Raw genomic sequence first — 23670 nt, 5'->3', positions numbered from 1 at the left:
TCAATCCGCTGCCGCCCGGCCCTTTGGAGCGACGATGCCCTTGGGTCGGAACTGAATGAACAGGATGATGAACAGGATCATGTAGGTCTGCGCGGCCAGCGTGTTGGACGGATTCAACCACTCGATCCCTTTTTGCAGGAACCCGATCAAGCCCGCCCCCGCCAAAGTGCCAAAGACCGACCCGACGCCACCGACAACGACCGTCATAAAGCTCTGTACGATATAGTTTGCACCCATCTCGGATGTGACTTGTGCATAAAGGCCAATGCCGACCCCCGCGACCCCCGCAATGCCGGAGCCGAGCCCGAAGGTCATCATGTTGATGCGGTCCGGGTTGATGCCCATAGAGGCGGCCATGCCCGGGTTCTGTGTCACGGCACGCACTTCCAAGCCAAGCCGCGTGCGTTTGAGGATAAACAGCAGAAAACACAGGAATACGATTGCCAACACGAAAATCGCAATGCGGATGTAGCTGATCTGGATCACGTCCGAGATCACCAGCGCTCCGCCCAGCCATTCGGGCGATGTCAGCGGGCGGGCCTGCGTCCCGAAGATGTTCTTGGCGATCTGCTGGAGCGCGATCGAGATGCCGAAGGTCGCGAGCAAGGTCTCGAGCGGGCGGTGATAAAGGTGCCGGATCACGAGACGTTCCATGGCGACCCCTGCCCCAAAGGTCACCGCAAAGGCCAGCGGCAGGGAAATCATCAGGGAAATCGTGTAATCGGGAACGAAAAGCTGCACGACATAGCCGGTGTACGCCCCCATCATGATGAATTCGCCGTGGGCCATGTTGATGACACCCATTTGGCCAAACGTAATCGCCAGCCCAATCGCTGCCAGGAAATAGATTGACGCCAGCGACAGCCCGTCGAGTGTGAGGTCGAACGTCTGCTCAAGCCCCACACGTGTCTCTACTGTGTCGAGCGTGGCGCGGGCGGCGTCAGTGATGGTGGGGTCGGGTTCGTCGTAGTCTTCATAGAACGTGAAACTCGACAGCGTTGCGGCCACGTCTGCCTGCGTGACAAGTGGCGGGACGAGGCCGTCTGCGGCCAGCGCGGCGTAGGCCTGGACACGCAAGACGTCGGTGCCAAGCTGCGCGATCGGCACGCCCCCGACGCGGCCATCGACGATATTGGCCTCAAGCGCGGCCCTTATGTCACCGGGCGAAACCAAGGGCGGGGCCAAATCAGCCTCGACGAGTTCAGAGTAGAAGGCCGCAGGATCAGTCGAAGGATCGAGGACGCGGGCGATATTGCCGCTCGGCTCGCCGTCGGTGACGTCAGTGGACGTGGACAGGATCTGGCTCAGAACCGCGCGCGCTTCGACAGATGTGTCGGACGACAGGCTTTCAATCGCGACGACACGGTCGACCGTGTCCTCCCCAAAACGCGCGATCAGGAAATTGATCAACTGCACCTTGCGGGCACGGATGTCAGGGTTCGCCTCGCCCTCAAGCGAGGCTTCGAGCAAGGGCAACTGGCTGGCATCCGCCCGCCTGCCGATGCTTTCAAGCGCGGACCGGCGCCGGTCGGGGTCCGGGTCCGTCAGCTGAAATTGCACCAGCGCAGATCCGATAACACGGCGCACACCGCCGTTCGGCCGTATCTGAGTGTATCCGTCAGACGCAGCAGTCGATTGTTCGCCGCTGTCCAGATCGGTCAGGGCAATCGCGTCGCCGTCCTCCGCGCCGATATAGAACAGGCTGGTCGCGTCATCCTGCCAGACGTTTCTTTCGGCCCATTGTTCCAGAAAAACGGACACCTGCGGCGACCCGAGGTCTGCCAGGTCATCCAGCACCACGCTGACGGAATTGCGTGACGGCGAGGCGACCTCTTCGGCGTGGGTCTGCAATACCGATTGCAGATCCTGCGCCGCGGCCAAGCCAACAGTGACCACAAGCCAGACGAGACTGAGCAATACACGGATCATGGATAACTTTCGGTGACGGTCTTCAAGGGCCGCCCCGAACACCAAAATGTCCGGGGCGGTGAGGAGATCAGTAGTTCGAGGTCAGCTGAACGCAGGTCTCGGTCTCGGTGTTGTACATACCACAGCCGAGGTCTTTCCAATCCGAGGTGAGGACAGCGGATTCAGGCAGGAAGTCTGTCCATGCATCGCCGGGGACTTCTTCGGTCTGGCTGATGATATCGAACTGGCCGTCTGCCGTGATCTCACCGATCAGCACGGGCTTGGCGAGGTGGTGGTTGGGCAGCATGACCGCCGTGCCGCCTGTCAGGTTCGGGAACTCCTGCCCGTACATCGCCTCGCGCACTGCGTCGACATCGGTGGTTCCGGCCTCTTCGACGGCGTTCACCCACATGTTGAAGCCAATGTAGTGGGCCTCCATCGGGTCGTTGGTCACGCGCTCTTCGCCCATGGTCTCTTTCCATGCGGCAACCCATTCGTCGTTGGCTTCGGATTCGGCGGATTGGAAATAGTTCCAAGCGGCGAGGTGCCCGACGAGGTCCGAAGTATCCAGACCGGAGAGTTCTTCTTCACCCACCGAGAAGGCCACGACAGGAATGTCATCGGCAGAGATGCCCGCAGAGGCCAGTTCCTTGTAGAAGCCGATGTTGGCATCGCCGTTGATCGTCGAGATCACACCCACTTGGCTGCCATCTGCGCCCAGCTCAACCACATCCGCCACAATCGTGGACCAGTCGGAATGCCCGAACGGCGTGTAGTTGACGAAGATGTTTTCCTCGGGAATGCCTGCGTCGATCAGGTATTGTTCAAGGATGTTGTTGGTGGTTCTGGGGTAGACATAATCCGTGCCGAGCAAAGCGAATTTCTCGACCCCCAGTTCCTCCCGGAAATAATCGGTTGCGGGAATGGCCTGCTGGTTGGGGGCCGCACCCGTGTAGAACACATTGCGCGAGGATTCTTCGCCTTCATATTGAACAGGGTAGAACATCAAGCCGTTGAGTTCTTCCAGAACGGGCAGCGCGGATTTGCGCGAAACTGACGTCCATGACCCGAAGATCACGTCCACGTCGGACACAGTCAGCAGTTCCCGTGCCTTTTCAGCGAACAAGGGCCAGTCAGAGGCAGGGTCAACAACGACCGCCTCGATCTCGCAGCCCAACAGGCCGCCCGCTTCGTTCTGCTGCGCAATCAGCAATTCCATTGTGTCTTTCAGCGTAGTTTCCGAAATGGCCATAGTGCCGGACAGCGAGTGCAGCACGCCGACCTTAATTGGATCAGCGCAATCCTGTGCCGCGACTGATCCTGCGATAAAGAATGCGGCAGTCACACCGAGTGAGTATTTAGTCATAATGTTCATGAGGTAATCCCCGTTGGGCGTGCGGCATGGCTGGCCATCCTTGACGAAGACGCCTAAAGGACCAAGTCTTGACGCACAGCGTTTGCTGTAGCTGCGGGCGGGGTGGATCCTGCAAGATTGTCCCGTCCGTAGCGTTCTTTGCCGAAGCTACCTTTAGGTCAATTCTTAGTCGGTTAGCTTACAAGCCCTCAGGTGGTGGATATTGCTGCGCCGCAGAACAGTCGCCTAATTCGCAGGCAGTTTTATTGACTGTTCCCAAAATTCAAGCATCAGACTCAATTAATAGTTCGTGCGAATTCGTAATGGACGCGCTGCAAATGGCCTGCAGCCAAAGTATCGTTCTATTGGATCCAGATTAGGCTAGTCGGGAGCAATCCGTTCTGAGCATGACCCACACAGGAAACTTCCACCAACAAGATGTTCGCTTAGCAAATCGTTAGGCCGCCCGCGACGAAAACCCGCTATGGCTGCGCGGCGGCCCGCAACAAGGGAGGCGCGATCTGCACCAATCGCGCGACCATCGAACGGGACGATGTCGAAGATCGGGTCCTGTCCGGGTTAACGCACCGGCTTCTTTCCCCAGATCTGCTCGAGCAATTTACGGAAGAGTATCGCAAAGCCTTCAATGCATCTGCGGCCGGCGCGGCGCAGGACCGGCAGAAGGCAGCGAAGGCGCTCATTCAAATCGAGACCAAGATAGCTGGCATCCTCAAGGCCATTGAAGACGGCATGTACCATGCCTCGATGAAGGCGAAGATGACCGAACTGGAAGCGGAACAGTCGAGACTGCAGTCGGTCTTGGCGGAGAGCCCGGAGCCCCCTGTCCTGCGGCTGCACCCCAGCCTGTCGACCCGGTACCGCGAGCTGATTGAAGATCTCGCTCGCTCTCCGAACGCGCCCGACGTCAAACGAGAAGCGACAGAAGCCCTTCGGGGTCTGATTTCAGAGGTTCGGATGGTGCCGGAGGCGACAGCAGGCAACCGTCGCAACCTACCCACCCTTTCAGCGGCGGTTTAGTTCACGTGCAAACGAGAAGTGTGAAATGACCTCTTTAGCCCTTAGCAAAAATGGCTGCACCCAGCCCAATGTATTTACCGGCTGCTATTCGCAAATGATTTCTGGCATGTTCTCGGAAGTCGCAGATATGTATCCGGCCTGTTGGTCGACACGCGGGTCGTGGCCTTGTTGGGGTTACGCACGCGCCGTGATCTCATTAGCGGACAGGTCGACTATGACCATTCGGGCTGTCAGATTCTGGGGGCGTATTATTTCCGTTCCATGCTTTCGATCTATCGCGAACTCTTTTGGATTGCCTTGGGACGCTAAATGCCGATGGCAACCTCATCTCTCGGCGCATCAAACACCGTTTTGTGTCTCAGAATGCTCCAGGCCATCCGCGCCAACTTGTTTGCGAGGACGACGGCGGCCTTGTTGCGATGCATGCGTTCGCAAGCTCGTGCCAGCCAAGCACCGAAGCTGAAGTCCGGCCAACGATGCGGTCGCATCATGATGATCTTCGCCGCTTGAACGAACAGCATCCTCAGATACCTGCTGCCGCGCTTCGATATGCGTCCAAGGACCGTTCGTCCTCCGGTGCTGTATTGCCTGGGGACCAAACCCACCCACGCCGCAAAGTCGCGCCCGCGATCAAACGCTTCTCCTTCACCGATCACTGCAACCATCGCCGTCGAGATCATCGGGCCAATGCCCGGCACCGACATGACGTTGACGCAGTTCTCTTCGGTTCGACTAATTTCTTCGATCTCTGCCGACATCTTGTCGATGCGGTCGTCCATCCACACCCAATCGCCGTAAAGGCCGATCAAAATCGAGCGCATTCGCGGCGATATCTCGCCTTTACGCTCTGCGAGGATCGCCTCGAACGAGTTCCTCAAAGCGCGCAGACCTTTGCGAACAGTGATGCTCTGTTCAATCAAGAAGGCGCGGATCTGATTGATGGTCGCTGTCCGGCGAGACACAAGCCACGACCGGACGCGATGTAGAGCTTGTAGATCAAGCTGCTCCTGGCTCTTCTCGGAAACGGTTTGCAAGTTGGGCCGAAGCGCCGCCTCGGCAATAGCTTCTGCATCGTTGTAGTCATTCTTCTGACCCTTGGTGAAAGGTTTCACATAAATCGCAGGAATAATCCGAGGTTCGAACCCCACCTGCCGTAATGTGCGGCTGACAAAATGGGCGCTCAAACACGCCTCCATGCCGACAATACAGTGCGGCATCTTCTCGAATGTTGCTACCAACGCCAATCGCTTGATCTGTTTGCGCAGGACACGCTGCCCATCGTGGTCAAAGCCAACAAGGTGGAACGTATCTTTGCCGATATCGATTCCAATCGACATCAACTCGTCAAAATCTGTCTTCGCCATGCTACTTCTCCTATCTGCAGGTGAAATAGGCTCAGCCTAACCTGCTGGGTGAAGCAGCCGGTACATCCCATTAGCGGACACTATCTGGTCGACGCTCGCAGCGTAGCTGATCCGGCAGTCCGGGCGGATAGCCGACCTTAGCTGCACTCCACACCGATGATCGCTGCGCGCACTGCGGACCTTGGCATGCCAGATCATGCTGCGCGTTGCCGCCAAGGACCGGTTCGAGGAAGCTGCGACGCAGCGCAGGCGCTGACGTCAGACACTGCGATGTCTGAGACAACAGATTATTTTGGACAGGTATGTGCTACCCTAGCTGCCGGTATTGGTGTTCAGAGGCTGGTCGATCAGGCCTCGCCAACCAGACACGATGGATGTGCGGTCCGGCAGGCCGTCTTCCAGCTCTTGCAGTACCTTTTCCTGATATTTCGCCATGGCCGCCTTCACATCCGCCTCGCTCTTGCCGGGCACCGGAATGGGTTTGCCATCCTTGTCGTTGGTGTATTCGTACTTGATCAGGTTCAGGTGCTTGTCGGGGTCAATCGCCTCGTCAGCGTAATAGCCCTTGTGATACCAGTGCCGGTACACGGCCCAGGTCTCGACCCCGTATTTCACCCGGCTTTTCCGTTTTTCGCGGATTTTCTTCCAAACGTCATCAGCGTGATCGGCATATTGCTTGGCGTATTTGGCGACCGACCCGGTCTTGGGCACGCCATAGCTGGATTTAAGAGGGTCGAATTTTTCGTCCGTGTTGGTCGGGTCGACATTGGCGATCTCCTGCAGGATTGCGAGGTGCATCCCCGCCCCCAGCAAGAACACCGGGAAACAGGCCAGCTGGTGTTTTTCGTCCATCAGCGTGCCCAGCATTCCGTTGGTGCCCTGAAAAAACGTGTTGGAATAATCGTGCAGATGATAATCGAACAGGTTCTTACGATCCTGCTGCACGCTCAGGTCGGATTGCAACCGCGCGGGGGCATAGACATTGGTCATCTCGTTGCGCAGCGACACGAAGGTGCCGGCGATCTCGTCGATTGTCTGCTGTTTCAGCTCCTGCTGCATCAGCTTCTGCATGCCCTCGAAATAGGCATCCACCGTTGATTTCTTGTCCGAGGGAAACAGCGCATCCAAAATCGTGTTGATGATCGCCCCGGCAATCGCGCCCGCAATCACCCCGCCCGCAAGCTGGGTCAGGTTGCCGGTAATGCCCTTGAGCGCGTCCTTGGCCATTTGGTCAGCCAGTTTCTTGGCCACGTCCACGGCAATGCTCTGCGGCAGGGTGGCAGCGGCCAGTACCGTGATCCCGGCGACATGGTGCAGGCCCAGTTCCTCGGCGCTGAGTGTCGCCGCCGCCGGGCTGTCGAACCGCAAATCGCCGCTTTGGGCATCGACCACAACATTGCGGAACGCATACAGCAGGCGCGCCTGTGACGTCTGGCGGTCGACGAAGACCGTGCCAGCCGGAAACACGTCCCAATCCCGGGTCAGAAAGGCGAAGCGATCCTGGATCAGCGTTTCGCCGGGCAAAAGCGGTGATGCGGCGTTTAACTCGTCAATCGCGCAGCGCAGGCGCAGCTTCAGCCGCGTGTCATCGCTACCTGACAGGACCGGGTGTGCATAGGATAGCGGGGCGTCCCCGGCATCAACGATGGCCGCTGCGACCCCGCGGATCGCGGTGTTCGCCAGACCCAGGGCCTGAAACCTCTCCGCCAATTTCGCCGTTGTATAGTCAGTAATATCAATATCTTGATTAACCGACGCCACCATGGGGGTGATCGTGGCTCGGGTCTGTGCTTGCGGAATGTGTAGCATGTGAATTCCTTGAAAAAAGGCCTTGTTCCATCATCCGGCAGGGCTGAAATGCAGCATGCACGGATAAGCTTTAACTGATACCTCCAGAGTTACGTCGGTTCCGACGCACGGTGATGGATTTGGCGACCATCTTCAAGGCTGACGGTCTGACCGGCTGTGCGAGTGGTCGTTGTAGCGGCCTCTTAGCCATGGCGTTCACGTTTTTCACCAAGTTCGATCAATTTGGGCGTCTGTAAGACAAATCCGTCGGGCGACTTTTGTTCGGTTTTCTTCGATTGGGTCGTCATGCAGGCCTCGGCGGTGGCGTGAGGACGTGGATGACGGCGAGTATTTGGCCAAACACGTTGTATGGCACAGCCACCTCAGCCGATTGGCAGGTGATCTTGCGAGCATGGCGCACACCCCGCGCCCAGATCGTGATCAGGCGGCGCTGGATACTCTTTAGCCTTTGCTCGAGTTCCCAATGCTGGAGCGCCGGAAACTAGAGCTCTCCGCCAGTCTCACGATGAGGGGCTGGGATGCCATCAATATAATGCACGGTCGCTTTGCTGAAGCCGCAACGCTGCATGAATGTACGTTTGAGCAGCAGCTAAGGGCCGTCCGTTACGGCGGCCCATGCCTTTAGATTTCTATAGCTTCGGCGATAGCCAGCGCATCTTCAAGCTCGACGCCAAGGTATCTGACGGTGCTGTCCATCTTGGTATGGCCCAATAACAGCTGGACTGCCCGCAGGTTGCCCGTCTTTTTGTAGATTTGGGTCACCTTCGTTCGTCTCATCGAGTGCGTGCCGTAGGCGCTGGCCTCCAGACCGATGGATGTCACCCACTCACGGACAATACGCGCGTATTGGCGGGTCGATATGTGAAGCCGTTCGTGAAAACGCCCGGGCCAAAGATACTCGGAGCCGACCATGAGCGGCTCCCGCATCCACCTTACGAGCGAAGCTCGCGTGCCTTCAGATAGTTCGAAGCGGACCGGTTTCTGCGTCTTACTCTGCAGAACCGACGCGCGGTCCTTAATTTGGCCTGACGCCATGACATCGACCACCTTCATCTTGACCAGATCGCAGCCGCGCAGCTTGCTGTCGATGGCAAGATTGAAGAGGGCCAGATCGCGAGGGTTCTCGGCCAGCTCCAGCCGCACCCTGATCGCCCAGACGTGTTTGGGCTTCAGTGGCCTCTTCTGGCCAACGATCCGGCCTTTGTTCCAAGCAGGACGCAGCGCGCGAATGGCGGGTAAGTTGGGGGTTTGCATGATGGATGCTCCGATCCACCACGCCCTCCTTCATCGACAACCCGACGTTGACGAGACATCATATCACATGATGCTGCGTTGCATCCGGGGGCGACTTCGAGCCTACTTGGACTGACGCGCATGTCGACGCCAATGTCCACTGCGACGCTTGACAGGTGATTGCAACCTTCCCGATAGTGCAGGAGTGTTTTCGATTTTCCCCGGGGCCTTAGAACGGCCCGACTGGCGGAACTCAACGCGCCAACGTTACTGCGCAGATCACTTAAATAGATGGGTTCTCCATTATGCTCCGTTACGTCTCAGTTATAGCCAGTTTGATCGTGGCCTGTTTCACAAGCAATGCAACCGCTTTGGAGCTCTCCAACCCTGCCGCTAAATTTTGCACTGAACAAGGTGGGTCATATTTCCTCGTAGAGGATACCGGTGGCCAACGCGGGATTTGCACCCTCGCCGACGGCAGTGAGGTTGACGCTTGGGCGTATTTTCGAGAGCAACATGCCTCTGTTGAGGAACGCAGTCTGATTGCCGACCGCATTTGGCTGGGCGGCCCAATCCTGACCATGAACGATGACGCGATGCGCGCTGAAGCGTTGGCAGAAAAAGACGGTAAGATTATCGGCGTTGGTGACGCGGACGACGTAACGGCCCTTCAGGGCCCTGAGACTGAGATCATTGATCTGGCAGGCCGCACCATGATCCCCGGTTTCGTGGACGCCCACGGCCATGTATTCATGATCGGCATACAGGCGCTGTCGGCCAACATGCTGCCCGCACCCGACGGCACGGTGAATGACATCCCCACGTTACAGCAGGTGCTGCGCGACTTTGCCGAAGCCCAACCCAAGCGTGTCGGTGCCGCAGGTCTGATCCTTGGCTTCGGCTATGACGACGCACAGCTTGCCGAGCAGCGTCACCCGACGCGGGACGAACTTGACGCTGTCTCAACCGACATACCGGTCTATGTCGTTCACCAGTCCGGTCACCTTGGCGTGGCGAACTCCAAGGCGCTGGAACTGGCGGGCATTACTGCTGACACGCCAGACCCCGCCGGCGGTGTGATCCGGCGGCGCGAAGGCAGCTCTGAACCCAACGGCGTGCTGGAAGAGAACGCGGCAACTGTTGTGATTGGCGGCTTGCTCGGTGGGCTGGATGAACAGGCCAACCGCGCGATTTTCCGCGCTGGCGTCGAATTGATCTCCTCTTTCGGATACACCACAGCACAGGAAGGGCGTTCGATCCCCGCTGTGGCTAACCTGATGCAGACGGTCGCCACCGAGGAAGGGCTGGACATAGATGTGGTGACCTATCCAGATGTGTTGGTGGACCGCGACTATATTCGGGCGAACCACTCCCGCAACTATACAGACCGTTTCCGCGTCGGGGGCGCAAAGCTGACCATCGACGGCTCGCCGCAGGGCTTCACCGCGCTGCGCGACCGCCCATACTACAACCCACCCGAAGGATTTCGGGCGGACTATGCAGGCTATGCATCGGCATCGAATAACCAAGTCTTTGACGCCATCGACTGGGCGTTCGAAAACAACATTCAAATCCTTGTACACGCCAATGGTGAGGGCGCGTCGGATATTTTGATCGGCGCCATCGACACCGCGACGCAAACGCACGGGCAAGCCGACCGACGCCCGGTTCTGATCCACGGGCAGTTCATGCGCGAAGATCAGGTGGATGCCTATAACCGACTGGATGTTTTCCCGTCCTTGTTTCCCATGCACACTTTCTATTGGGGCGATTGGCACCGTGATCGCACGGTTGGTCCCGTGGCAGCGGATAACATCTCGCCCACCGGATGGGTTCGCGAACGTGGCATGATGTTTTCAAGTCACCATGATGCGCCTGTGGCTTTTCCCGACAGTATGCGCATTCTTGATGCCACCGTGACCCGTCGGTCGCGCTCAAACGACATCATCGGTCCGGCGCAGCGGGTCGATGTGTTGACGGCACTCAAATCCCTTACGATTTGGCCCGCGTATCAGCATTTCGAAGAGGGTAGCAAAGGATCGCTAGAGGTCGGTAAACTTGCCGATCTGGTTATTCTGTCCAAAGATCCCACAGCGATAGACCCCGAAACGCTCGATACCATCGTGGTTCTGGAAACGATCAAGGAAGGCGATACAATCTATGAAGCCAGTCAGCGCGAAGGGCGTCTGAACTATCTCCCCCGCAACGACGGCACGGACCCTTATGCCGATTTTCTGCGCATCTTCACCGTGTCACACGAAATGCAGGGCGCCCCAAGATCGTTCAGCGCGATGCGTCCTTCACTTTTCGCGACCGCACCGCACTCCGGTGCCTGTATAGCGCGCACTTTGAGCGATATCATGACCGCTTCGCTTGTAACGGATAGCTCTGGCAAAGAGTAGCTAGAGCAAAGTGTTCGACGAAATTAAGACATTTGTTCGATTTGTAGGAAAGTCAGAAAAGTCCCGCACCGCCGACCTTTCACCCTTCGAAAATGCTGCGCCATGGACAAATGGCCGGTTTGGCGAAGCTGCATTGCGGCGCCGGTCACCGTGGCGAGTGACCGCTAAGTTCCGTCAAACCCTTGGGCTTGCTGGCCGCTCCGACTTTGCCATGCTCACTTTCGGGCGGAGATCCGAGCTTAGCTGCTCCTGCGAAGGTGCAATGCCAAAAAGGCAAAAGCGGCCATTCAAGCCCTCGCAACCGAAACCCACATACTGCACCGCGCACCAAGGTCGGCTATGCGCAGACAGCGACATTTGCAAAGTCTTAGCCTGACCGGCAAACTAAGGGCGCGAACGGCCCTAAGCGGACATCTGCCACCGACTCCGATCCTGCGCCGCGGCCCGTCGTTCCGGACATTCGACGCAGCCGCGAATCCATGCGGTGGAGAAATCTGTGTCGTACTGAGCGGATACTGTTGCTTCCGCGCTGACCGGACCGAATAGGAACTATTTTTGCGAAGACCTGAGGTCTTCAAGGTAGCCACCAAGTTCGTCGCCATAGCCCCAGCCGGTATCCGCAACGCGTTGATATTTGTTCTCCAGCCGGTCCAACCAAGTTGCTGTCAGTTCCAAGTCGGCTTGCATGGATAATTTCTTCATTATCGAGCCAAACATGGACCCCATGCTGTTGTAGAACGTCTCATCCATATCACCGAACTCCAGCGTGACGTCATTGCCGCATTTGACGTAGTAGAACATCAGCTCTAGCGTTTCGCCGAGTTGTCCCCTATTCGCAAACGGCTGGTTTCGGGACGCGGCGCTGCGGCATGAAGCTATGTTCGAAAGGAAGGTAAGGGCCGTCCTTGATGGCCCCTCCGGCCGGGTGATGCTGGAATGCTGCGCCGCCTCCGATGGCCGCGAAGATCCCATGATGTCAGATGCTGCAGACTGCTCGAATGGCTGCTTTGCGGATTGCTATCGCTTGATAGACCAGACCATCGCGGTCTCGTAACCAGCACACTCCAGCAATTCAATCTTGGAAGCCCAACCCGCCGGACAGACGACAAAGGCAGCTCCTATCCCACGGTTGGCGAATGCCGCCTCAGCGGCTCGCAATAGCGCGCTCGCAGCTTCCCCGCCGTGGTCGATAGCTTCCGGGTTGGCCAGCTCAGAGTGGTAGTAGTCGTCAATCACACCCGTCCCCGTGATGTCGTGGGCAGGGGGAAAGTGCATCCGTGAGGCGGGCTGTGCGATGATGTATCCTTGCAAGTCCTCGGACGGTCCCAGAACTATCATGTCTCGATCTCGGAGCGTTAGACACCGCGTCATCCAAGCTGAAAACCGTGCATCAGCTTCGGGATGGGTTTCCCAGAACGGATCGATGCCAAAAAGAACCTGACGGTTCTCGGCGCTGCGCGCAACGATACCTCGAATATTGTCCTCCGTCGCTTTTCGAACACCGTCGGGCATTCCCTGATCGCCAAGGCCATTACGTGACAGATAAAGCGTCAGAGGCTCATAACCGCTTGTCTCAAACGCGGTTCGCCAGCCTTCGCCCACCACGTAGGATGCCAGTTTGATCCGGGCACCGGCTTCATGAAGGGCGTCCTCTGCTGCGGCCAACAGGCCTTCTAGAGTCCCGCTTGGTGCATCGGTTGCCACAAAAGAGTCGGGCAGGATCAGCCCTGGCTCGCCGAACAGGCCTGCATAGATTGGGGGGACCGGCAGCATCATCGCATGAATGACACCTGTGATCTGCCCCCCATCGTCTGCGACATGCCAGAACTGTCGAAAGGGTTGTTGCTCGGCCGTCAGCGCAAATGTCAACGCCTTCTCGATCTGCGCGGGCGCGTCATCTGACATCTTCCAGAGGATGGCATCCTCTGCATGGCGTTCCTGCGCATCCAGCATAAGGAGTTCGACCACGCGCGGCATGTCGTCGGGGGTCGCTGGTCGGATTGTCTGGCTCATTGCTTGGTCTCTAGTAACTATTGCAGAATGCTGCTTGCCCACTTGTATCGGCCGCATGCACCAAGTTGACAAAGCAGGATAATTCCATCAGCGTTTAGAAAAACTATCGGCTCCAAGGTTTTGAATGAAGAATGTGAACCTGAACGCGCTCCGGGTATTCTCTGTCGTCGCATCGCACGGGAACCTGCAACGCGCGGCTGAGGATCTGAATCTATCGCGTGGCGCGGTCTCTCAGCGGATCAAGCAGCTCGAAATCGAGCTGGGGGTAGTTCTTCTTGTGCGTGGCGCACGCGGTGTCTCGCTGACCCCGGAAGGTGAGCGCTGTCATGCGGCGATGGAAAACGCTTTGGCGATCCTCGACACTGCTTTTGTGAGTATCGGTGAGGACGGTAATCGCATCACGCTACACCTTGGTTCTTCCACTGCAACGAAGTGGCTGATGCCCCGGATGGACGCTTTCGCGGCCAAGTTTCCGAACGCGTCCCTTGCTACACAGGTCCACGAGCAGGTTCTGGCGCGCAGTCTGGGCCGGAGCGAGATCGCAATCTGGCCTGGTAAAGCGCATGACACGAATATCGCTCACGCATCGCGCCGCTTGACGGACATCAGTCTGATTGCCGTATGCAGTCCCGATTTCCTGCGACCGGATTGGCCAATGGGGCTGGAGACATTGCTGACGCTGCCGCTCCTTCAGGATGCGCACCGGCGGTGGGAAAAACTGATCCATGAAACCGGGTATGGAGACACGCACAAGCTACTCAACTTCGACCGATCTGCCTTGGCTCTCGATGCTGCTATCGGTGGTCACGGCGTTGCAATCGCGCCGACCTACATGGTGGAGAATGATCTTCGGTCAAAGAAACTGGTGGTGGTTTGGGTCGATCCCGATCCCTCTGATGATGGGCTCTATATCTCATGGTCAAAGGACCATTTGGGCCAGACGCGCATCAAGCGGATCGTTGATTGGATTGCATCTGAATTCGAGTGAAGCAGACCTTCGGTTCGGGAAAGCGAACGGAAGCAAAGTCCGCACACCACCTAGTTCGCCTCCGCCTTGATTTCGCGCCCGCAGCGAAGGTCCGAAATGAAGGGCTGCGTCGCAGCGGAAGCAGGACCCGGTCAATGGCCGCAATGGGCCGTTCTCGGCTATGGCGCAGGATGGCATGACACGATAGACGGTAGTGACTGCACCGTTTCGATGGGTTTCGCTTTCGTAAGCAATTAGGAACCATGGGCAGAACGTGCATAAAGTCTCAAACATGAAGGGATCCATTACATCAAAAAGCGCGAACCAAAGACATTATCGACACCTCATCAAGACGTGGTGAAAAACACACGTCGTTGGCTTGAACACATGGTGGTGGGATTAAATCTGTGCCCATTTTCCTCGAGCGTCATATCCCGAGACCAAGTCCACTATGCCATATGTGACGCCACGACCGATGCACATCTAAAGCGGTTTTTTTTGACGGAACTACAGCGCCTACTCGTGACCAACGAAAATGACATCGCTACCAGCCTGCTAATGTTTACCCAAGGTCTAGAAGAGTTCGATGATTACCTCGACTTACTCGATTGGTTTCAGCAACTCTTGGAGCAAGCAGAGCTGACAGAGGATGTGCAACTGGCATCCTTTCATCCTCAGTACCGATTTGACGGTGTGGCACCGGACGATCTAAGCCATTTCACCAATCGCTCGCCCTATCCAACCATACATCTTCTGCGTCAAGACCAGATGACCAAAACCCTCGCGCACGTTGCGGACCCAGAGAAGATTTATTTGGATAACATAGAAACGTTGAATAAGCTTGGTCGCCGACAGGTCGAGGCACTCTGCCCCTGGGGGAAATAAGGCTGATTGCGGTGGCCTGTAATCGCGTCCGGCGTCAAAGCTCTTTGGGGCCAAAGGTGGATTAAGCTAAGAGAGCGTTTGGCTCATCAGGTTTGGGGCAATGCTATGGTACAGCTCTGTGGTACTCGGCAGCAAATTCGGCGGCGTAAACCTTGGACGAGTCACAGTGCAGCACCGAAACCCCCAGCGTCTGGTCTGGGGAAGCTGCATCGCAGTCTTAGATGGTCTAGCCAAGGTCGGCTGTGGGCCGGAAGCGATGCAGCGCGGGGCGATCAGGCGCTTGCCCCTGCCGCGCAGCGAAGGTCGGCAGTGAGCCCACATTACCGGATGCCGCACCATCAATGAAGGTCCGGTTAACTCAGAGTTTCGTGTCAACGTGATGCATCACCACATTGAAACCTTCCTCAGGTGAAGGAGCGACGAAGTATTTCGAAATTTGTCGGAATTGCTCTTCTGTTGCCGCAAATGGATGATCGCCTTGAGCATTGCGAACATGAAGCCGCGCGATACAGACTTCGTCAGGGACATCTAAAACGTGAAGTTTGTGTGCAGCCTTCGTCTGTTCCAAGATGTCCCGCATCCAATCACGCGAAGCAATCGTGTTTGCTTGGAAGTCCAAAACGACTGAAATTCCCTCATGTAGCAATGAGACGACGTGTGGTCCCATGACCTCGCGAAACTTTGACATGCACCGCATGTAGTCCGAAATCGACGACATTTCTTCAGAATAAAGACCATTCAGCCATTCATCTTCAGCAATCACAATAGTTCCCGCCGTGCGACTAAGTTGGGCAGTCAGAGTGGATTTTCCAGAAGCAATTTTTCCGCACAACAGGTGCAGAGTTGGCGTTGTCGAGGACATATGAATAACCTTGTTCAGCGCGGCGTGCGCAGTTGACGTTCAAATACGAGTTAGCCCGGCCCGGTTTTCAGACCGGGAAGGTAATTCGTTTTTGGCCCTGACGACCAAAGTTCTGAACCAAGGTTTTCATGCGCCTTTAATGACACGTGGGGTTCTTATTGTCTATCGGTGAAGCAGACCTTGGCGCAGCCGCAGCGAATGCACCGTTTGTCCGCGAACTGTGAATCCGCGTCCCTCTTGTTTTTGGCAGTCGCAGCGAGTGGCAGGTTCGACGGCCGCATCGCAGCATTGCTAGGTATCGGCCAACGGCAGGAATGGGCCGTCCTTGATCATAGTGCAGGCGACGCGCCGCGACTTTGCAAAGGTCGCTATTGCGCTTCGCGGACGTCCGACCAGGGCGCAGCGAAGCATGGCTCGCCGGCAGCCCACTCGACCGAAGCGACCGGCCCTGAGCCGACCTTCATCCCCGATGCCGATTACTGCAATGCGGCCAGCCAAAGCTGCCGTTGGCTGCGTCTGCGCACCTCAGTCGCGATCCGAGGTCAGCAACGCGGGACCTTCCTGCAAGTCAGCAAGGGATGCGGGCCGGCACGCCCGGTCTCTGGTTCAGCTTGGCCTCGACGCGAAGGGTGGATCGGGAGCGGGCCAGACGCCAGCCCGCGTTCAGACGGCGCGTTAGAAGCCCGAATTACGCCATTTGATCGAGCAGCCCATCGAAGGCATCTGCTGCTTCGGTCCTTGACCCGTCCTGGCGATCTGCCGCATGGCATCCACCAGCTCGCGGGTTCGGTCTGCGGACGCATCAAGGCGGGCATTGTCCAGACGGCCGCGATATTGCAGCCCGCCATCGGCGTTCAGGCCAAAGAAGTCTGGCGTGCATACCGCGCCCCAAGCCTGCCCGACTGTTTGATGTTCATCTACGAGATAGGGGAAGCGCCAGCCCGCTTCGGCCGCAAAGCGTTGCATGTAGGCCGGGCGGTCTATCGGCACGGCGTGGTAGTCGTTAGACATCACGGCAAGCACTCCTATGCCCTCATCGAGCAAGGTATTGGCGTCTTCTGCCAGTCGGTCGGCAATCGCCTGAACATAGGGGCAATGATTGCATAGAAAGGCGACCAGCAGGCCCTTTTCGCCGAGATATTCGGACATCGTGAAAGCGCGGCCTTCGGGGTCGCCCAGTGTAAAGTCCGGTGCCTTCCATCCGAAGTTGCAAATTGGGGTGTCGAGCAGCATGCGGGAAGCTCCTTGGCTTGATGTGAGATTGGCCCCGCGCTGCTGCGCGAGGCCCGGTGGACGATGGTGATCCGACTTATTCCGCTGCGACAGAGATCCTTTCCCATGCGAAAGCCTGGAACGGCGCGTCGACCGGCGTTTCCGCGAGGTGGTTAGTGTAGTTCGACAGGACCTTCTGCGCCAAACCAACAAGGATATCGAGTATCGCACGGGGTTCGAACCCGGCGGCCAAGAAGGTATCCACAGCCGCTTTTGGCGCGTTGCCGCGTTCGCGCACGAGGATCAGCGTAAACTGGCGCAGCGCTTCGAGGCGCGCATCGGCAAGCGGTCGCTCCTCTCGCAAGGCGGCGACGATCTCGTCATCGACGCCTTGCATTTTGGCAATCGCGGTATGTGCGGGAACGCAGTAATGGCAGGCGTGCTCGACGTTGATCGTCAGCCACACGATATTGCGCTCGGTGACCGAGAGTGCGGTGCGCTCGAACAGTTCATGCAGCTTGAAATAACTCTCCAGCAGCTCCGGCGACGAGGACATCACCTGATAGAGGCCTGGCAGCATACCGTATTCCTTAACCGCCTGTTCCATCAGCGGTTTCGCGGCCTCGGGTGCGCTCTCGATCGAGTGGTGGGTGAAAACGGTCATTTTGAACTCCAATCCGGCGAGTTTGGGGATGGCAATCTATCGGAGCCGGGATCTGATGGATTATGGATGTGCAGACATAAATTGCCGACAAAGAAGGAACCTTGTCGCAAGACAGATGCATCATGCGCTAGATGATGAGCGACAACAGAGCGTCATGCGCGGTGCGGGATATCTCCGGTTTTTGGCGCGCCACCGCCTGCATCATGGCGCCGTTGCCAGCCGAAATCACGAGCCGAGCCAGCGCCTCTGGCGGTGTGGTTGAGGTCACCTCGCCACTGGCCTGCGCGCGGTGAAAGGCCTGCGTGAGCGCCTGCAGCAGCAAGTTGTCCCCACGGCATATCTCAGTGGTCATATGCGGATCGCGCCCGACCTCTGCCGTGGAGCGCACCAACAGACATCCGCGCCCGTTGCCGGAAGACGCATCCGCCTCCCAGGCTTGCAAAAGGGCGTTCAAATTGTCCTTCAGCGGCGCCTCGCGTGCGAGTAGTTCGGTGGCCTTGCGGACGCGTTGGTCGATATATAGCGCCAGCGCACGCCGGAACAAATCCGGCTTCTCGCCAAACGCATAGGTAAGGCTCTGCCGCCTGAGGCCGGTGGCCTGTTCCAGATCGCGATAGGTGGTGCCATTGTATCCGCCCGCCCAGAAAGCGGTCATCGCCGCCTTTAGCGCGGTTGTTTCGTCAAAGGAGCGGGGGCGGCCGGTACGTGTCATGACGCACTATATGGATGGTCATTCACAATTATGCAAGTCCTTAGATCAAACACCTACGGAGGGCCCAGTATTCAGGTGTGTTCCCGAAACAGGACCAACCCTGCTTCGCGGTGTTGAAGGTCCGCTTCGGCGGTTTCTTAGCTCCTCGCTGCAGATCGTCGAATGTGGGCTGTCCGCCCATTTTTACGAGGGCCCCGCATCTGTCCCCTGAGAGATCTGCGCCAGACGAGCCTGAGCCTCTGGCTCCCACTGCTCTCGCAGGCCACGGACATATTCCGCATCGTCCTGCAACTTTTGGCGCTGTTTGGCGAGAACTCGTTTGACGGTACGTGCGACCAGTTGCGCAATTCGCGTGACCATTCCCATCGCAGGATGGATTTGCTTCCGCTTTTCCGCCCGCAGGTCACCCGTTTTCGGTGCCGCCGCTCCCCAAACCAAGCCCGCTTTCCGATCCGTCGCTTCTTCCTGCCAAAGCAGCGCGCCCTCAGCAACCAGCTCCAAACCAGCTTCAACGGCCTCTGAGATGATCTCCGCTTCCGCGACTTTCAGCTGCACCTGCGTTACCGCGTCTTCCAGTTTCTGCTCTTCCACCTGGCGCGCAGATTGGGCGGTAGTACATGCCGCTGCCTCTTGGGCGCGATGTTGTTCCAGCGACTGGACCTCTGCGACAAGGCCGCATTCGCGCCTTCGCAGATCGGCCAACCCTTTCTTTCCCTCCTCCGCTTCGCGATTGATCCGCGCCAACTTTTCTTCTTCCACCTTTCGCTCCGCAACCTTCGCCTGGAACTTTTCAAGAGCTTTTTCTGCCCTCTCCTCATACCCCTTTACCAACGGCTCCAACGCCCCGACCTCGGCCTCAATCCCCATTTTCCGAGAAGATGCGGCGGCAGCCGCTTTTTCAAACTGCAGCGCTTCCTTCTCGGCCGCATCGCGGAGCCGGATCGCTTCTGCAGTTTCTTGCGCAGCCCGCTTTTTGCGGGCCTGCGCCTCTTTTATGGCGCGCTTGCGCGATTTCTTCACCGCAGCCTTGGCAAGGTCCCGACCGTCCTCGACGGTCGCCTTCGCCGCCTCCTCGGCCGCGCCGAGGAGGCGCTTCTTCTCTTCCTGCGCCTTGCGGCGCTCTTCGGCGCACCACTCAGACGGCGGCACGTGCCGCCGTCTGCCCGAAAGAGGTTTGTCCTCGGCCCGCGCCCGGCGTCGGGCCTCGGCACGGCGCTCCCCACGAGTGATCCCAATCTTCGCAAAAGCGGCACCCGCCATATCCTAGGCCAACTCATAATTCCGGAGCAGCGGATTTTCAGATGGTTGCAGTAGAACCTGATGACCACGGTTGGTGGAAGGTTTTTCAGCCCACACAACCACCACAAAGTGGATGTGCAGGGTTTCTTCATCCATATGCATCGACGCGAATCGCAGCTGCCCTGCGGCTGCACCCCAGCCTGTCGACCCGGTACCGGGAGTTGATTGAAGATCTCGCTCGCTCTCTGAACGCGCCGGAGGTCAAGCGGGAAGCGGCGGAAGCACTGAGGGCGTTGATTTCAGAGGTTCGGATGGTGCCGGACACGGCAGCACGCAATGGCCATACCATTGAACTTATTGGGGAACTTGCGAGTATTCTGCGTTTGGGAGGTCTGGATGCAACAAAGCCCCCGCGTTTTGCGAGGGCTTTGTCGGAAACGATGGTTGCGGGAGCTCGCATTTGTCACAGTTTCATTCCATCAGGGGACAATAGTGCCAGACCTCACTTGCTCTAACTCCAGAGAGGTCCGGAGACAGCCCATTCGCACAGGGCGCTGCGAGTGCGAAGCATTTGGGGTATTTCCCCGACAGCGGAAATCCAGATCGGTCGCACCTCATGGTTCGTGCGGCGCTCGGTGCATACGTTAGCGAAGCTTGCGATCACTGTATTGCAGCTCTGCCGTCATGTGTGGTCATGACGTTCCCGTGACGAGCTATTCCCATAATGCCGCCTCCCAAACCGGAGAACGGATCGACCATCAAGCCGCAGGATCAAACACCTAGTCGACAAGTACAACTCAAAAGCTGAACTTTGCTGAACTGCAGAAATTGGCGAAAGGCCGTTGTCACCACTCCAGATCTACCTTTAGGTAAAGAAACAAATTGAGATTTCAGATTGTCATGTCTTCAAAAAAATTCATCGCACGTGATGCACTCGTGGAGACGGTGCGGGCTTATTCAGGTCTATTCCTAGTTCTTGATGCGACTTGTTTGCCTGGCCTGCCGGAGCGTCTGGAGGCTGAGGGAGTGCCGTATAGTTCTCTGTTCCAAGGCCAAACTGCACATGAACTACGTGATGTCGCGCCTTATCTAGTGCAGGTTTCGCCATCCGACCGATTGCTGCGAGATTTTACTGACCCAACGGACAACCCGCGCGCAATTTGGCCAAAGCGTCCGGGCCTGTTGATCGCATGCGAACTGGAACTCACTGCCCTGCGCAAGCATTTGCGACGTTTCCTTCGGGTCGAGATCGGGGATCAAGCGTTCTTCTTTCGCTTCTGGGAGGCTGGGTCTGCCCGCGCTTATTTTGCCGCGTTAACCGAACCAAACCGGCGCAAACGCTGGTTTCTTCCGCGTGAAGCAGGTCAGATCGACGCGTTTTTGATCCCCGATCCAGATCGCGATGGATTGTGTGTCGAAGCCATGAACCTTTCTGAACCGGGGCGAACTGAGGGATATCGCGCGACGGCACCGTTTAATCTGAACGATCAGGAACTTGTCGCCCTGCGCAGTCATCGAACGCGGCAGGAACTAGCGGAAATGGTCAGTCTGATGCGCTCTACTTTTCCCGACGCGTGCACCCCGGAACCGGAACGCGGCCTAGATTATGCGGTGCAACGTTCTGTCGGGCGGGCATGGGAGTTCGGAATCCGACAGCGCAAGCATGCGTTTCGCTTTGCTGCTTGGGACCTGCATGTGTCCGGTGCTTTCGAAGCCATGGATCACGCCGGAGCGCTTCGGAAAATTCTGGAGCAACCTCTTGGTGAGACGGAAAAAATGCGCCGTTTAGAGCAGCGCATTGCAGCGCTGGAGGATATCTAGTCTTAGGCCTTAGATCGCTTTTCCCGGAACGTTATCGTACTCGACTCTCATGTGGTTGGGTTCAGCTTCATGGCCCCAATAATCGCTGCTGAAAACACCACCATCTTTCATAGAGACATGGCCGTAGTTGCGCAGCACCTCTGACCGTGCTGCCCCGGAGAGAGACCCGCCACGGATCGCGTGTTCATAGGCGCTCAACCCTTGAGGGATTTGGTACTCTTCATTCTCCGGTGGCAGCTCAATAAACGCGCCATCCACTTCTGCGACCGCCGCCTCGTACATCATATGAAGTGCGACACGGGACAGGCCAAGCTGGACCCATGGCCTGTTCAGAGCCACCTGTTCTTGGTAGGTATAGGTCTTACGTGTAAAGCTCTTCAACCCATACTGGACCGTCACGGTGCGTTCAGTGATATCCGAAAAGGTTCGCATCACGCCGCCTTCTCTCTCATCGCCGGTCATCCAGCCTTCTTTGATAAACTGCGCTTCGCGTTCCGCATTAGCGCCCGGCGCCAGATCGGCATTCTGGGCAGCAGCTCGAGCGGCTTCTGCTTTGTTTTTATCGTAGAAGAACCGTGTCTCTTCATCCTCCAGCGGCGCAACGTCACCTGACCCTGCATATCCCCCACCGACATCCGAATGCGCCCCGGGGAGCTCAAACGTGTCCCCACCGCCGGGTGTATTCTTGTTTAGACGAAAGTTCTTGCGATACTCATCACCAGCCGTCAGATGATAGATCCTGTTCGTAGCCTGCGCTGTCTTCAGATGGACGTTCACCTCGCCATTGTCGTCGTTCGTGGCGAGGCCGATAGCCGCCACGGTATCGAAGATCCCGAGGAACCGAATGCTGACCTTCAGATCTTCGGGCCATTTCAGAAGCGGTATTCTCTGACCACGGCCGACATCAAGGGACATTTGCCCGTCTCTGATGCAGTTGACGAAATACCTCGCAGCGGCAGCCCCGCGCGAAAAACCAAAAACATCCAGTTTCACTTCGCTCAGATAGGGCGCTCCCCCCATAAGGTTGACGAAGCGCAGCACTTCACTAAACCCTCTACTGACACGCGCTGCAACGCCCGTTTCCCCCATTCCGAGAGCGTACCCTGTGCCATCGTCCGCAGCGCCGGCAGTTGATCCCGGTCCCTCGACATACGTAGATCGAAAGGCACGCGCGATCCCTCCGCAGGCGTTTTCCTCGTCATAATCTCTTCGGTCTTTATATAGCTCGTAGAGCAACGCCGGATTGGATTTGGACGCCTGATAACTACCGTCCTCCCTGCTGCCATCCTCAACATTGTAAAGGTTGTTGAGCGTGCCGTCGAAGAACACGCCAACTTCCAAAACCGTTTTGGGACAAGTTTGTGCCAGGTTGCCGGTCTCACCTTGCAACCCTGCGTCTGAGGACGCGGCTTGTGCCGCTTTGTCAATGTCACCTAAGCTCATATTATTCACTCGGTTCCGGGCAATACGGGGGCGTTTTAGCCTCGTGACGATGCTCTTCGTAATAGTTCATTATTATTGGCATCTGAGGAAAATAGCCGGTTTCCAGGCGCCATGCATGATCCGCCTCTGGCACGCGTGTTCCACAGATATGCGCGATATCATGATGTGCAGATAGCTCCGGCCGCGCCTCATCCGACCCGATCAGCAACTCTCCGTTTGGCCCGAACATCACGAGCAATACGTAGGATCCACCGGAATAGGTCAGGTCATGCGGATCGAAAGAAATGGTCGCGCTCCAAGCCTTGTCTGTCGGAAGCTCCACCCATTGCACTGAAACCGTCCATTCCCCATCACGACCGAGATCTGTCGGCAAATTCAAAATGCGACTTCCGCTTCCCGTTCGATCCAACTGAATATCAACGCCACCGGATGCGAGAAAATCGCGATTGATGGGGCGTATGGCTCCTTCAAGACTGAAATAGTCAACATAAACTGGCGATGCAATGAAGCCGCCAAAGCCAAGCGTCAGTGACCCGGGCTTCATCTTCCCGACACCCATTCGAGACATCAGCAAGGCGACAACAACACCGCAGGCCAAGAGAAATAACAGGGCAATACGTTTGGTAACTCTTGGCATTTGCTTCATAAAAGTACTTCGATGAAAAGGGGTTGCTGCTGTCGACACGTTCGCACCGTGAGGGCGCTGTTGCAATCCTTGCGCGGAAAATCGCATTGTCTGAGCGC

Annotated in this window: 20 protein-coding genes; 5 read left to right on the top strand and 15 right to left on the bottom strand. The window is 57.3% G+C overall.

Annotated elements, in window-relative coordinates; all coding sequences use genetic code 11:
- The 3 genes from urtB to R1T40_RS00890 all read right to left on the bottom strand — a co-directional run bounded on the left by urtB (nucleotide 1) and on the right by R1T40_RS00890 (nucleotide 4021).
- Nucleotides 1-1929, bottom strand: coding sequence for an urea ABC transporter permease subunit UrtB (gene urtB / locus R1T40_RS00900; protein WP_317385537.1), 1929 nt, complete (start codon nucleotides 1927-1929; stop codon nucleotides 1-3).
- 67 nt (nucleotides 1930-1996) lie between these two features.
- Entirely contained in the window at nucleotides 1997-3274 is a 1278-nt protein-coding gene (gene urtA / locus R1T40_RS00895; protein WP_317386921.1) for an urea ABC transporter substrate-binding protein, read from the bottom strand.
- A gap of 567 nt (nucleotides 3275-3841) precedes the next feature.
- The gene (locus tag R1T40_RS00890) at nucleotides 3842-4021 is read right to left on the bottom strand and encodes a hypothetical protein (RefSeq protein ID WP_317385536.1); all 180 of its coding nucleotides are present in this window, start codon (nucleotides 4019-4021) and stop codon (nucleotides 3842-3844) included.
- On the opposite strand from R1T40_RS00890, the gene R1T40_RS00885 reads away from it, so the two are divergent.
- Complete coding sequence (locus R1T40_RS00885) at nucleotides 4013-4300, top strand: hypothetical protein (protein WP_317385535.1); 288 nt, start codon at nucleotides 4013-4015, stop codon at nucleotides 4298-4300. The genes R1T40_RS00890 and R1T40_RS00885 overlap by 9 nt on opposite strands.
- Nucleotides 4301-4605: 305 nt before the next feature.
- Here the strand turns inward: R1T40_RS00885 and R1T40_RS00880 are convergent, their stop codons facing one another.
- The 3 genes from R1T40_RS00880 to R1T40_RS00870 all read right to left on the bottom strand — a co-directional run bounded on the left by R1T40_RS00880 (nucleotide 4606) and on the right by R1T40_RS00870 (nucleotide 8727).
- On the bottom strand, nucleotides 4606-5664 hold the full coding sequence (locus tag R1T40_RS00880) for an IS110 family RNA-guided transposase (RefSeq protein WP_317385534.1): 1059 nt from the start codon (nucleotides 5662-5664) through the stop codon (nucleotides 4606-4608).
- A gap of 312 nt (nucleotides 5665-5976) precedes the next feature.
- A complete protein-coding gene (locus R1T40_RS00875) occupies nucleotides 5977-7473 on the bottom strand; it encodes an insecticidal delta-endotoxin Cry8Ea1 family protein (protein WP_317385533.1) in 1497 nt (498 codons plus the stop codon).
- Nucleotides 7474-8094: 621 nt separating this feature from the next.
- Complete coding sequence (locus tag R1T40_RS00870) at nucleotides 8095-8727, bottom strand: tyrosine-type recombinase/integrase (protein ID WP_317385532.1); 633 nt, start codon at nucleotides 8725-8727, stop codon at nucleotides 8095-8097.
- A 284-nt stretch (nucleotides 8728-9011) separates the two neighbouring features.
- Here R1T40_RS00870 and R1T40_RS00865 point away from each other — a divergent pair, with 284 nt between their 5' ends.
- Nucleotides 9012-11108: an amidohydrolase family protein gene (locus R1T40_RS00865; RefSeq protein ID WP_317385531.1), complete on the top strand. Its 2097-nt coding sequence runs from the start codon at nucleotides 9012-9014 to the stop codon at nucleotides 11106-11108.
- Nucleotides 11109-11657: 549 nt separating this feature from the next.
- Here the strand turns inward: R1T40_RS00865 and R1T40_RS00860 are convergent.
- Together R1T40_RS00860 and R1T40_RS00855 are read right to left on the bottom strand one after the other, a co-directional pair.
- The gene (locus R1T40_RS00860; RefSeq protein WP_317385530.1) at nucleotides 11658-11909 is read right to left on the bottom strand and encodes a hypothetical protein; all 252 of its coding nucleotides are present in this window, start codon (nucleotides 11907-11909) and stop codon (nucleotides 11658-11660) included.
- A 216-nt stretch (nucleotides 11910-12125) separates the two neighbouring features.
- Nucleotides 12126-13085: a hypothetical protein gene (locus tag R1T40_RS00855; RefSeq protein ID WP_317385529.1), complete on the bottom strand. Its 960-nt coding sequence runs from the start codon at nucleotides 13083-13085 to the stop codon at nucleotides 12126-12128.
- Between the two features lie 169 nt (nucleotides 13086-13254).
- On the opposite strand from R1T40_RS00855, the gene R1T40_RS00850 reads away from it, so the two are divergent.
- Together R1T40_RS00850 and R1T40_RS00845 are read left to right on the top strand one after the other, a co-directional pair.
- Nucleotides 13255-14109 (top strand): LysR family transcriptional regulator, encoded by an 855-nt coding sequence (locus tag R1T40_RS00850; protein WP_317385528.1) that lies wholly within the window; start codon nucleotides 13255-13257, stop codon nucleotides 14107-14109.
- A gap of 333 nt (nucleotides 14110-14442) precedes the next feature.
- Nucleotides 14443-14973 carry a DUF1415 domain-containing protein gene (locus R1T40_RS00845; RefSeq protein WP_317385527.1) on the top strand — a complete coding sequence of 177 codons (531 nt, stop codon included), beginning with the start codon at nucleotides 14443-14445 and terminating at the stop codon, nucleotides 14971-14973.
- A gap of 358 nt (nucleotides 14974-15331) precedes the next feature.
- Here the strand turns inward: R1T40_RS00845 and R1T40_RS00840 are convergent, their stop codons facing one another.
- The 5 genes from R1T40_RS00840 to R1T40_RS00820 form a co-directional block, all read right to left on the bottom strand.
- Entirely contained in the window at nucleotides 15332-15835 is a 504-nt protein-coding gene (locus R1T40_RS00840; protein ID WP_317385526.1) for an AAA family ATPase, read from the bottom strand.
- A 675-nt stretch (nucleotides 15836-16510) separates the two neighbouring features.
- Complete coding sequence (locus R1T40_RS00835; RefSeq protein ID WP_317385525.1) at nucleotides 16511-17068, bottom strand: thioredoxin family protein; 558 nt, start codon at nucleotides 17066-17068, stop codon at nucleotides 16511-16513.
- A gap of 76 nt (nucleotides 17069-17144) precedes the next feature.
- Nucleotides 17145-17711 carry a carboxymuconolactone decarboxylase family protein gene (locus tag R1T40_RS00830; RefSeq protein WP_317385524.1) on the bottom strand — a complete coding sequence of 189 codons (567 nt, stop codon included), beginning with the start codon at nucleotides 17709-17711 and terminating at the stop codon, nucleotides 17145-17147.
- Nucleotides 17712-17838: 127 nt separating this feature from the next.
- Nucleotides 17839-18423, bottom strand: coding sequence for a TetR/AcrR family transcriptional regulator (locus R1T40_RS00825; protein WP_317385523.1), 585 nt, complete (start codon nucleotides 18421-18423; stop codon nucleotides 17839-17841).
- 183 nt (nucleotides 18424-18606) lie between these two features.
- A complete protein-coding gene (locus tag R1T40_RS00820) occupies nucleotides 18607-19683 on the bottom strand; it encodes a hypothetical protein (protein WP_317385522.1) in 1077 nt (358 codons plus the stop codon).
- Between the two features lie 861 nt (nucleotides 19684-20544).
- Here R1T40_RS00820 and R1T40_RS00815 point away from each other — a divergent pair.
- Nucleotides 20545-21483 carry a DUF4123 domain-containing protein gene (locus R1T40_RS00815; protein ID WP_317385521.1) on the top strand — a complete coding sequence of 313 codons (939 nt, stop codon included), beginning with the start codon at nucleotides 20545-20547 and terminating at the stop codon, nucleotides 21481-21483.
- Between the two features lie 9 nt (nucleotides 21484-21492).
- Here the strand turns inward: R1T40_RS00815 and R1T40_RS00810 are convergent, their stop codons facing one another.
- On the bottom strand, nucleotides 21493-22926 hold the full coding sequence (locus R1T40_RS00810) for a phospholipase effector Tle1 domain-containing protein (protein ID WP_317385520.1): 1434 nt from the start codon (nucleotides 22924-22926) through the stop codon (nucleotides 21493-21495).
- A gap of 1 nt (nucleotide 22927) precedes the next feature.
- Entirely contained in the window at nucleotides 22928-23659 is a 732-nt protein-coding gene (locus R1T40_RS00805) for a hypothetical protein (protein ID WP_317385519.1), read from the bottom strand.
- Nucleotides 23660-23670: the final 11 nt, after the last annotated feature.

Origin of the sequence: Tritonibacter scottomollicae, assembly GCF_032924845.1 — a bacterium.
GTDB classification, from domain to species: domain Bacteria; phylum Pseudomonadota; class Alphaproteobacteria; order Rhodobacterales; family Rhodobacteraceae; genus Epibacterium; species Epibacterium scottomollicae.
This window is presented reverse-complemented; position numbering and strand designations above follow the sequence as displayed.

What these genes read in the sequence shown, in the direction of transcription:
- urtA (WP_317386921.1), bottom strand. Translation starts at nt 3,274, where the DNA reads ATGACTAAATACTCACTCGGTGTGACTGCCGCATTCTTTATCGCAGGA.
- R1T40_RS00875 (WP_317385533.1), bottom strand. Translation starts at nt 7,473, where the DNA reads ATGCTACACATTCCGCAAGCACAGACCCGAGCCACGATCACCCCCATG.
- R1T40_RS00860 (WP_317385530.1), bottom strand. Translation starts at nt 11,909, where the DNA reads ATGTTCTACTACGTCAAATGCGGCAATGACGTCACGCTGGAGTTCGGT.
- urtB (WP_317385537.1), bottom strand. Translation starts at nt 1,929, where the DNA reads ATGATCCGTGTATTGCTCAGTCTCGTCTGGCTTGTGGTCACTGTTGGC.
- R1T40_RS00810 (WP_317385520.1), bottom strand. Translation starts at nt 22,926, where the DNA reads ATGAGCTTAGGTGACATTGACAAAGCGGCACAAGCCGCGTCCTCAGAC.
- R1T40_RS00880 (WP_317385534.1), bottom strand. Translation starts at nt 5,664, where the DNA reads ATGGCGAAGACAGATTTTGACGAGTTGATGTCGATTGGAATCGATATC.
- R1T40_RS00870 (WP_317385532.1), bottom strand. Translation starts at nt 8,727, where the DNA reads ATGCAAACCCCCAACTTACCCGCCATTCGCGCGCTGCGTCCTGCTTGG.
- R1T40_RS00805 (WP_317385519.1), bottom strand. Translation starts at nt 23,659, where the DNA reads ATGCGATTTTCCGCGCAAGGATTGCAACAGCGCCCTCACGGTGCGAAC.
- R1T40_RS00855 (WP_317385529.1), bottom strand. Translation starts at nt 13,085, where the DNA reads ATGCCGCGCGTGGTCGAACTCCTTATGCTGGATGCGCAGGAACGCCAT.
- R1T40_RS00890 (WP_317385536.1), bottom strand. Translation starts at nt 4,021, where the DNA reads ATGGTACATGCCGTCTTCAATGGCCTTGAGGATGCCAGCTATCTTGGT.
- R1T40_RS00830 (WP_317385524.1), bottom strand. Translation starts at nt 17,711, where the DNA reads ATGACCGTTTTCACCCACCACTCGATCGAGAGCGCACCCGAGGCCGCG.
- R1T40_RS00865 (WP_317385531.1), top strand. Translation starts at nt 9,012, where the DNA reads ATGCTCCGTTACGTCTCAGTTATAGCCAGTTTGATCGTGGCCTGTTTC.
- R1T40_RS00825 (WP_317385523.1), bottom strand. Translation starts at nt 18,423, where the DNA reads ATGACACGTACCGGCCGCCCCCGCTCCTTTGACGAAACAACCGCGCTA.
- R1T40_RS00820 (WP_317385522.1), bottom strand. Translation starts at nt 19,683, where the DNA reads ATGGCGGGTGCCGCTTTTGCGAAGATTGGGATCACTCGTGGGGAGCGC.
- R1T40_RS00885 (WP_317385535.1), top strand. Translation starts at nt 4,013, where the DNA reads ATGTACCATGCCTCGATGAAGGCGAAGATGACCGAACTGGAAGCGGAA.
- R1T40_RS00835 (WP_317385525.1), bottom strand. Translation starts at nt 17,068, where the DNA reads ATGCTGCTCGACACCCCAATTTGCAACTTCGGATGGAAGGCACCGGAC.
- R1T40_RS00840 (WP_317385526.1), bottom strand. Translation starts at nt 15,835, where the DNA reads ATGTCCTCGACAACGCCAACTCTGCACCTGTTGTGCGGAAAAATTGCT.